Here is a 10285-nt window from a genome sequence, read left to right as displayed (position 1 = left end):
TATTAAAATCACCGTGAATTGTGTGCTTCAGACAAGATGCAGCTACAGCAAAATTGAGCGCACTTTGCAAATCATCGCCGTAGGTGATTAAACCGTAAATTAATCCGCCCATAAATGAATCGCCACCACCGACTCGATCGATAATATGGGTAATCTGATAGGTAGGTGCTTGGTAGAGTGTACTGCCATCGTATAATACTCCCGACCAGCTATTGTGGCTTGCACTTAAAGAACCTCGCAACGTTATAATCGCCTTACTGGCCTTGGGAAATCTTTCCATCAGTTGCGTGCAAACAGATTCATAAGCTTCGGCTTCTACGTGTCCTTGAGTAACATCTACTCCTTCCGGGTGAATACCAAAAACCTTTTCTGCATCTTCTTCATTACCTAAAATTACATCACACTCCGCTACCAAATCAGGCATAACGTCGGATGGTTGTTTTCCGTATTTCCAGAGATTCTTTCGGTAGTTAAGGTCACAAGAAACGGTAATTCCTTTGGCACTGGCTGCTTTTGCGCCCTCCAAACAGGCATCGGCCGCACCCTGAGAAATAGCGGGTGTAATTCCCGTCCAGTGAAACCAAGTGACCCCTTCCAATGCTTTATCCCAATCAATCATACCCTTTTCAATTTCGGAAAGGGCCGAGTGGGCTCGGTCGTACACCACTTTACTACCTCGGCTCACCGCTCCGTACTCAAGAAAATAGATTCCCAGCCGTTCGCCTCCGTAAATAATATGGTCGGTGCCAATATTGTGCTTGCGGAGGGTAGCTAAAGCACATTTTCCAATATCGTTGTCGGGCAAACGAGTGACGAATTGAGCATCAATTCCGTAGTTGGCTAGAGAAGCAGCGACGTTGGCCTCACCACCGCCGTAGATAGCATCAAATTGATCAGCTTGTATGAATCGTTGAAAATTTGGAGTTGCGAGACGAAGCATAATTTCGCCAAAGGTGACAACTTTGTTGCTCATAGTATTAGGTTCGTTAGGTAGTTATTGCTTGATTTAATTGAATTTGAAAAAGTCTTTAGCGTTATAGTAACAGATATTCTGTATAGTTTTGCCAACTAATTCCAGATCGTGGGGAAGTTCGCCATTCTCCATATCAGTACCAAAAAGATTACAGAGTATTCTGCGAAAATACTCATGGCGAGGGTAAGATAGCAGGCTGCGAGAGTCAGTAAGCATGCCTACAAAACGACTAAGCAGGCCTAAATTAGACAGTGCGTTCATCTGCCATTCCATGCCCTCTTTCTGATCTAAGAACCACCATCCCGATCCGAACTGAATTTTTCCGGGTACAGAACCATCGTTAAAATTGCCGATCATTGTTCCAATCAGGTAGTTGTCGCTCGGATTCAAATTATAAATAATCGTTTTAGTCAGTTGATTAGTGCTATCTAGTCGATTGAAGAAGCGAGATAGCTTTTGGGCTTGCGAAAAGTCACCGATAGAGTCAAATCCGGTATCCGGTCCAAGATTCTTTAATGCCCGACTATTATTATTACGAAGCGCACCTAAGTGAAACTGTTGAGTCCATCCTTTTTGATGATCCATCAGCGCTAGTTCATACAGAATTGCTGATTTTAACTTACTTATTTCTACTTGAGTAAGTTGCTTACCCTGCCGTATTTTTAGGAAGAATTGCTTTATCTCTTGATTAGTGTATTCATCAGCGTATACATGCTCTAGTCCATGATCTGACAAGCGACAGCCCATAGAAGCAAAGAAGTCGTGCCGAATCTGAAGTGCTTCTAAAAGATTCTGATAACTAGAAATAGAAATATCAGCAGCCTGCTCCAACTGAGCTAAGTAACTATTATATGATTCCGGATTATCTACCGCCATAGCTTTATCAGCCCGAAAAGTAGGTAGCATCAGAACGTCAAATTCAGACTCCTTAAGCTTTTGATGAAATTCTAAAGAGTCAAGAGGATCATCGGTAGTACATACTACTTCCACCTTCATCTTTTGGAGCAAGCTCTGGCTACTCATTCCGGGTGAAGCTAGTAGCTTATTCGCTTGTTCCCAGATAGCCGGGGCCGATTCTGTATTTAGTAACTCTTTGATTGAAAAATACCGTTGTAATTCTAAGTGGGTCCAGTGGTATAATGGATTACGGAGCGTATAGGGCACCGTTTGAGCGTATGCCATAAATTTATCGTAATCACTGGCATCGCCAGTACAAAATTGTTCGTCAATGCCATTAGCGCGCATAGCTCGCCACTTATAATGATCGCCGTATAACCAAATCTGAGTTAAATTTTTAAAAGACTGATTTTGAGCAATTTCTTTAGGGGAAAGATGGCAGTGATAATCTACAATTGGTAAGTCTCTAGCATAATCATGGTATAGCTTTTCGGCGGTAGCGGATTGTAGTAAAAAATTTTCGTTCAGGAATGGCTTCATCTTTGAAATCGGTTGCATATGCAAAAATAGCATTGTTCTGTTATTTGGCAATAGACAATTTTAAGACAGTATCTTAACTTAGAAAAATAGGCAGAACTGATGTATTAGTTAAGTAACCCGGCTCTAACCACGAATTTAAATGTCTTGAGTACCAATTATTTTTATCATCCTGAATAATAACCATAAAATTTGCATCTTCGCCGTGTAATGGCTGACACAACTACTGTTTCATCTTCTACCGGTCTTGTTCGCCAATTGGGTTTGCTCGGTTTGACTGCTACCGGTATATGCTCCATGTTGGGGGCATCCATTAACGTAGTGCCGTTTATGATTCAGCGTAATGTGCCGGGCATTGGGCCTTATGTGCTTCCGGCGTTTCTGTTAGCGGCAGTTCCGGCGGTTTTAGCTGCGTTTGCCTACAGTTTGTTAGCATCGGCGATGCCTCGGGCGGGCGGAAGTTATCTGTACGCTAGTCGGGGATTGCATCCGTATTTAGGCTTTGTTGCCAGCTTCTCGCAGTGGTTCGGGTTGTCAATTGTGATTGGGGTAATCGCTTACGTAGTCGTTCCTTTTTTTAGAGATATTGCGCTGGGAGTAGGTTGGTCAGAACTAGCCGCTTCTTTAGAAGTTGGTTGGGTGCGGATAAGTTTGGCTGTATTATTACTCTGGACTTTTGTATTGGTCAACATTCGAGGGGCTAAGTCCTACGAGCGAACGCTAATTCCGCTGATGTTCTTGATGTTTGGGCTAGGGGCAATTGTTATTGTATCGGGTTTCTGGTTTAGTCCAACCGATTTTTCGGCGGGACTACAGGAAGTTGGAAAAGCAGTGCCTAGTCAGAAAGAAGCTACATTTCAATGGTCAACTTTTCTAGCGGCGGCAGCCTTGCTCTTTTCCAGCTTTATTGGGTTTGATTCAATCGCTCAGGCTGGAGGTGAGGCTAAGAACCCTAATCGTAACTTACCTTTAGCCATTGCGCTGGCTATAACCGTGGTAGGATGTTTTTACTTTGTATTCACCCTATCGGTGTACCGCATTGTTCCTTGGCAGTTTGTTGCTCAGGAGGCTATGCAGCAAGACATTAGTGCTCCCGGACTACTACGCTACGTTCTACCCGCAGGACTAGCAGTAGCGATTGTAGCTGGGGCGGCTATCGCGCTGATCAACGACCTGCCCGCCATGCTGTTATCGGTTTCTCGATTAATGTTTGCCTGGGCGGAAGATGGCATTTTTCCGAAAAGAATTACAGTAGTACATCCGGTTTGGCGCACCCCACATGTAGCGTTGCTGCTAAGCGGAGGTATGGCTACGGTAGGCATCTTGGGCAGCCACTTTGCCGGAGATTTCTTTTTAGGTATTGACATAATGGTTACATCCATGATGGTTAATTTCCTGCTGATGTGCTTAACCTTAATTACAATTACTTCGGTAAACCCGGCAATTGCAAACGATATCAGAATTGCCAAGAATCGGAAAGTACAGCTAGCTCTAGGCTGGAGTGGAACAATTGTACTCATTGGTTTTTTAATTATTCATATCCGAAAAGATCTACTAAGTGCGGTTGAAGCTTGGTATTATCATTCAACGTATATCTGGCTGATTGTCATGCTGTTAGCCTCAGTGTTCTTTTTTATTCGTTGGTCTAACCTTAAGAGAAATAATGTAGACCTTCATCAACAATTTTTAAATTTACCACCCGAATAATTGTGACTTACTGCGAACTAGCTCCTAATTTAAAAATTTCTCAAGTACTCACTGGACTGTGGCAGATTGCCGATATGGAACGGGATGGAAAAAAGCTAGACCCTGAAAAAACTGCTCAGGCAATTAAACCTTACGTAGCGGCTGGCTTTACCACTTTTGATATGGCGGATCACTACGGTTCTGCCGAGATTATAACCGGAACCTTTCAGAAGCAACATCCGGATGATCCGCTGCAACTGCTTACCAAATGGGTGCCTAAACCGGGTCCAGTGACGAGAAGTGAAGTGCGAGAAGCAGTGCAGTTATCGCTTGACCGGATGCAATCTGAGTCGCTGGATTTATTGCAATTTCACGCCTGGAACTACGCCGACCCGGTATGGCTGGACAGTTTGTTTTGGTTACAAGAGTTGAAAAAAGAAGGACTCATTCGTCAGCTAGGAGTAACTAATTTTGATGCAGCTCATCTGCGGGTGGCCGTCGCCAGTGGTATTGAAATAGTCTCTAATCAAATTTGTTATTCGCTAATTGACCAGCGGGCCCACGGAGCCATGGCGGAAGTTTGCCAGCAGTACGGAGTGAAGATACTTGCCTTTGGAACGTTGGCTGGGGGATTTTTGACCGAGAAGTGGTTAGGTAAGCCTGAACCTAATGTGGACGAAGAGCATACCTGGTCGCAGATGAAGTACAAACGCTTTATTGATGCCGCCGGAGGCTGGGAGAAGTTTCAAACGCTACTACAAGCGTTACAGCAGGTAGCTAAAAAACATCAGGTGCCGATGGCCACGGTAGCAAGTCGCTTCATTTTAGATCAGCCCGCCGTAGGTGGGGTAATTTTGGGAGCTCGACTCGGCCAAAGCGAACACATTCAGGAAAATCTGAAAATATTTAAGACTCCATTAGACAATGAAGACCACCAGAAACTACAGCAAGCTCAACAGAAACTAAATCCAATTCCTGGCGGCTGTGGTGATGAATACCGCAAACCCCCGTTCCTAACCGCTTCCGGTGACCTGAGCCATCATCTGGATGCTATGCCGCAACCCTACGAGCCAGTTACGTACCGCGGACAGCAGAAAGTATTTAGCGGCACTAGCTGGGAAGATATGGCCGGTTACTGTAGAGCCGTCCGCAACGGCGATCGTATATCGGTATCAGGCACTACCGCTACCCATGGCACTAAGCAGATTGGCGGAAGTGATGCTGCTGCCCAAACTCACTTTGTAATTGATAAAATTCAGGGAGCCATCGAGTCGCTAGGCGGCTCACTGGAAGATGTGGTACGCACCCGCATCTTCGTCAATGACATTAACAACTGGGAAGCCGTAGCCCGCGCCCACGGCGAACGCTTCGGCAACATTCAACCGGCTAATACGCTGGTCGACGCCCGTGTGGTAGGAGAGGGGTATCTGGTGGAAATAGAGGCGGAAGCTTGGGTTAGTTCTGATTTGTAGAAGAATCAGTATTTTGTCGTCAATTTAAAAGAAATGGCAAATTTTAGAGTGTTTGTAGGTAAGGTGAAGTCTACTCATATAAAATGGCTATTAGGTATTTTGGTCACGTTAGGACTTGGAATAGCAAGTTTGCCCTACTGGTCTGATAAATCCCCTCCTTTATTCAGGCCTGCTTATCAATCGGTTCGCCCAGACTCGATTGTTCTCTTACCAAATAATGATGCTGCTAGAGAAGGAGAAAATATTATTATCTCATTTCAGGGCTATCGTTTTCCTGCTATTGAACCAGATGAATCATTATCTGATCTAGGGTGGAGAATAAATTTTGATAACTACAAATTTTTGAAAGATTTCAAATTCGAACAGAGTAGAAATTATTATATTCAAGTGGGTTTTGAAGACGAAGGCTTTTCGGATTCAGTGATGGTTGTTATCAATCTGAAACCTCCTACTGTATTAGCAGAAATAGAAGATGACTCACTTACCAACGGAAAAATAGTAAGAGGAATAGCTGCTTCTGCCACTCAGCTAAGGCAGGATACAGTAAAAGTTAATGTTATTTATCACGTAGGAGACGTATCTCAACAAGTTTCTCTATCACCCCAATATATTTACGATCAAGATAGAGATTTGCACTACTTCAAGTTTGAAACTCAACCTATTGAAGGTTTACCAATTTACTCTTCTGATGATCCAGAATATACTGCCCCATTTTTTGAAGTTAATATCATAGATCAAACAGGATATTCATTTGCATATAAATGCAATTATGCCACTTATATTGCTCCTGGCCCTCTTATTTTTGAAGGAGGAAGTATTTCTGAAATTGTCGCCGACACTAGAATTAGTATTGAAGAGTTATCTTCAACTATTCCTTCAGCAGAATTTTATATTTATCCAAAAGGCAATATAGAATATACAATTGATGGTAAGCCTGCAATAGTTATAGAAGCTACGGAGAGTGTAGGGAGAAAAGACGAGATCAGTTTACATTGGCAGAGTAGTGTACCTGATAAAAAGCCTATCACGCTGGTATTCAGAAATGATCAGCAAATTGCTGGTACCTTAAATGATCAATACACTGATACTAATCCACCTAAATCAGAATTATTGAATTACCGCGTAGAGCAGCAAGGAAATGATGGAATAGTTTATAGTAGTGGAATAGTAGAGCCCATAAGTTGTGAAGTTAAGCATTATGATAAAAAAGCAAGTAAATATGTAACCGTAGAGGCATTTAGTTCTCAAGACTTGAGCGTTAGACCTGAAGAAGTTCATAATGTAAAAATCGTCAATATCCATAGTGAACCGATTATTATTAGACTTTTTCACCTTAGAGGGCCAGCAGCAAATCCGCTGTGGGTAACGTGTACCAAGAAATTGGCACCACTAGAAAAATATAATCATAACTTAGTGAGAGGATCTGCCTATGAGCTATATATTTTACCCTCGGTTTGCTTGACAGAGAACCTTCCAGATCATCCAACACCTCTTAATGATTCCATAGAAGTCAGTGCTAGTTGCTCGGATGAGTAGATCCATTTAAATACGATGAGTCGTAAATTATTAGACTGTAATCTTATGGTTTTTTCACTTCAAAATATACTTTATCGCTAGTGGATTCATAAATCATTTTAAACTATGACCGAAAAAATTTTAGCCAAAAGAGATACTGAAATTTCAAAAGCACTGAAGCAATATGGCGGTCGATAGAAGAAATATCAGACTTCGTTGGCTTAACAAAAGATCAAATTTAAAAAGGTTTGAAAAAACTGTATCTTTCGTATAAAACTAAGGCTATGAGTGTACAAAAAATTCATATAGAACTCCCCGCAGATATTTTACTTACCTTGAATGAAAATGAGATGGAGTTAAAGCAGCAAATAAAACAGGCATTGGCTATTCAATTGTACAGTAAGAAAAAAGTTACGCTAGGCAAAGCCGCTCAAATAGCCGACCTAAGCCGACTGGCTTTTGAAAACTTATTAGCTGAGAATGATATACCAATCTCTAATCTGGGTCTTGAGGATGTACTATCCGATGTAGAAAAGCTGCGTTAGTATGAACCGAGAAGTGATTATTTCGGACACCAGCCCTATCTTCTCCTTGGCTCTCATCGACAAACTTCATATTCTCGCTCAACTATTTAGTGAGGTGTACATTGCGAAAGCCGTTTGGGAGGAACTTACCCGAGATACCAATACCTCTTATTATCAAAATATAGTTGATTTCTTTCAAAGAAAAGTTAAGAAAATCACCGGTTTCAATGATCTAACTTTCGTTATGGATTATGGTGAGTCCGAATCGGTAATTCTGTATAAGGAGCTTAACGCAGATTTTCTACTTATCGATGATCTAAAAGCTAGGAGGATAGCTGAAAACTTTAACGTAAAATGTATTGGTACAATTGGGCTACTATCAATAGCTAAGGAAAATGGACTTATCACGGAGTTGAAACCATTATTTGAGACATTTTTAAATCACAGAAGGTATTACTCACTAAATCTATTAAATGCTATTCTCAAACAACAAGGGGAACCGATCTTAGTGCTATAAATTTAGTCTTAAAAAATAGAGGAAGATTTAAATTAGGAAACCGTTATTTAACTGCCCAAAAATGCTTTCAAAGACTAGAAATAATCTACGCTCCCTCACCTCAAAATAAACTTCATCGTAGGCAAAGCCGGTTAAAATGCCTAGCCCGTTGCGAACATTAGAAAACAGCTAGTTCAGATTACGGGAATCCTGTTCGAGTGATTCTTAGAGGTTGGAGTACTCTTCGTTCACCCGAAACAGTCGAACGCGGTGCTACCCGTACTGCTGGTAGTTCACGAATAGGCGAAGGGAAAATATATTTTTTCCTGGGTTAGGCTCCAAAACAAAGGAGAACTGGCGAAATAATGAATTATTCACATCAATAATTTCGAAGTTTTCTTCCAGAATTTCAATCAGTGCGTATAATATAGCGAATTATATACAAACTAATCCACTGCGGTGGAATGAAGACAAGTTTTTAGGCGATAATCCAGGTGAAGAACAAAAAGGTTAAATATCTTGTCAGATCATTACTAACTACACATAGATGTCACGATTTATACTTCTCTTCTTAACCGCCTTTTGGGCGAGCAGTAGCTTTGCTCAAACCTATCAGCCTGAAAATTTCCAAAACCTAGTAATCCGCAATGTTGGACCAGCCAATATGAGCGGGCGTATTACGTCTATTGATGTAATACGAGATAATACCAAAACAATCTACGTGGGAGCAGCTTCGGGCGGAGTGTGGAAATCGGAAAACGGCGGTACGGCCTGGACGAGTGTTTTTGATGATGCCCCCACCCAAAATGTAGGTGCAGTGGCTATTCAACCGGATAACCCCGACGTGGTATGGGTGGGTACAGGCGAGGGAAACCCCCGTAACTCCATGAACCTCGGACAAGGGCTTTTCCGCAGTCGCGATGCCGGAAAAAGCTGGGAACCGGTAGGGCTGGAGGAAACCAAAACTATTCACCGTATCCTGGTTGATCCTACTGATGGCAATATTGTCTACGTGGGAGCAATGGGTGATCCGTTTAGTCCGAATGAGCATCGGGGTGTGTATAAAACTATTGACGGCGGACAATCCTGGAATAAGATTCTGTTTACGAACGATCAATCGGGAGTGGGGGATATGGTAATGGACCCGAGTAACCCTCAGAAGATATTTGCCGCTATGTACGAGCACCGCCGTACCCCCTACAGCTTTACTTCGGGCGGACCGGGTTCGGGACTGTTTGTGACGATGGACAGAGGTGAGAACTGGAAACAGTTAGGAGAGAAAAATGGCTTGCCCGCCGGAGAACTGGGGCGAATCGGAATCGCTATTTCCCCGAGCAACCCCGACCGAGTTTACGCCAAAGTGGAAGCTGAGAAGAATGCGCTATATCGTAGCGATGATGGTGGGTTCACTTGGGTGATGATTAACGATGATCCGAAGTTTACCAACAACCGACCGTTTTACTTTCAGGAGTTAGCGGTTGACCCTGCCGATGAAAACCGACTGTACAATATCTACCAGCCATTAAGCGTGAGCTACGACGGAGGCGAAAGCTTTGATCCAATTCCAATGATTCCAGCGGATGAGACTTTAGGTATTCACGCTGATTTCCATGCTTTCTGGGTAGATCCTAATGATCCCGAGTTTTTCATTATTGGCGGAGACGGTGGATTGGGTATCACCCACGATCATGGCAAAAGCTGGTACTTTCCCGAAACCATTCCGGTGGCGCAGTTTTATCATATTGCGGTCGATAACGAGATGCCCTACAATGTGTACGGTGGGATGCAGGACAACGGCAACTGGTCGGGACCCGGCTACGTCTGGAAGCGAGGTGGCATCCGCACATTGTACTGGCAGTATTTGGTGGGAGGTGATGGCTTCTACATATCGCCTGATTCGGCTAACGCTCGCTTCGGCTTCGGCACCTCCCAAAATGGCGACCTGTACCGCTACGATAAGCTGACTGGCTACTACCAAAGTATTAAGCCGCATGCACCCGATCTGAATACTCGACTGCGCTTCAACTGGAACGCCGGTTTTGCTCGTGATCTTCATAATCAAGATGTGGCCTACTACGGTAGCCAGTTCGTGCACAAAACCACCGATAGAGGGACTACCTGGGAGATCATTTCTCCCGACTTAACCACTAATAATCCTGAGCAGCAACAGCAAGACTACGGCGGA

At 43.2% G+C, this 10285-nt stretch carries 8 protein-coding genes; 6 read left to right on the top strand and 2 right to left on the bottom strand.

What is annotated here, in order from left to right; genetic code table 11:
- Both WBA23_RS15500 and uxaC read right to left on the bottom strand, forming a co-directional pair.
- Positions 1 to 973 (bottom strand): PfkB family carbohydrate kinase (locus WBA23_RS15500; RefSeq protein ID WP_424583193.1); only part of this gene is annotated, 973 nt, incomplete at its 3' end.
- Positions 974 to 1006: 33 nt separating this feature from the next.
- Entirely contained in the window at positions 1007 to 2428 is a 1422-nt protein-coding gene (gene uxaC / locus WBA23_RS15495; protein WP_424583192.1) for a glucuronate isomerase, read from the bottom strand.
- Positions 2429 to 2599: 171 nt separating this feature from the next.
- On the opposite strand from uxaC, the gene WBA23_RS15490 reads away from it, so the two are divergent.
- The 6 genes from WBA23_RS15490 to WBA23_RS15465 form a co-directional block, all read left to right on the top strand.
- The gene (locus WBA23_RS15490) at positions 2600 to 4114 is read left to right on the top strand and encodes an APC family permease (RefSeq protein ID WP_424583191.1); all 1515 of its coding nucleotides are present in this window, start codon (positions 2600 to 2602) and stop codon (positions 4112 to 4114) included.
- A gap of 2 nt (positions 4115 to 4116) precedes the next feature.
- Positions 4117 to 5565 (top strand): aldo/keto reductase, encoded by a 1449-nt coding sequence (locus WBA23_RS15485; protein ID WP_424583190.1) that lies wholly within the window; start codon positions 4117 to 4119, stop codon positions 5563 to 5565.
- Positions 5566 to 5598: 33 nt separating this feature from the next.
- Positions 5599 to 7101, top strand: coding sequence for a hypothetical protein (locus WBA23_RS15480; protein WP_424583189.1), 1503 nt, complete (start codon positions 5599 to 5601; stop codon positions 7099 to 7101).
- Positions 7102 to 7364: 263 nt separating this feature from the next.
- A complete protein-coding gene (locus WBA23_RS15475) occupies positions 7365 to 7625 on the top strand; it encodes a UPF0175 family protein (protein WP_424583188.1) in 261 nt (86 codons plus the stop codon).
- A gap of 1 nt (position 7626) precedes the next feature.
- Positions 7627 to 8121, top strand: coding sequence for a DUF3368 domain-containing protein (locus tag WBA23_RS15470; protein ID WP_424583187.1), 495 nt, complete (start codon positions 7627 to 7629; stop codon positions 8119 to 8121).
- 526 nt (positions 8122 to 8647) lie between these two features.
- Positions 8648 to 10285 (top strand): WD40/YVTN/BNR-like repeat-containing protein (locus WBA23_RS15465; RefSeq protein ID WP_424583186.1); only part of this gene is annotated, 1638 nt, incomplete at its 3' end.

It is taken from the genome of Tunicatimonas sp. (assembly GCF_049647865.1).
In the GTDB taxonomy this organism is placed as follows: Bacteria; Bacteroidota; Bacteroidia; order Cytophagales; family Cyclobacteriaceae; genus Tunicatimonas.
This window is presented reverse-complemented; position numbering and strand designations above follow the sequence as displayed.

Excerpts from the sequence above, each read along its gene's own strand:
- WBA23_RS15480 (WP_424583189.1), top strand. The coding sequence starts at position 5,599 with ATGGCAAATTTTAGAGTGTTTGTAGGTAAGGTGAAGTCTACTCATATA.
- uxaC (WP_424583192.1), bottom strand. The coding sequence starts at position 2,428 with ATGCAACCGATTTCAAAGATGAAGCCATTCCTGAACGAAAATTTTTTA.
- WBA23_RS15475 (WP_424583188.1), top strand. The coding sequence starts at position 7,365 with ATGAGTGTACAAAAAATTCATATAGAACTCCCCGCAGATATTTTACTT.
- WBA23_RS15470 (WP_424583187.1), top strand. The coding sequence starts at position 7,627 with ATGAACCGAGAAGTGATTATTTCGGACACCAGCCCTATCTTCTCCTTG.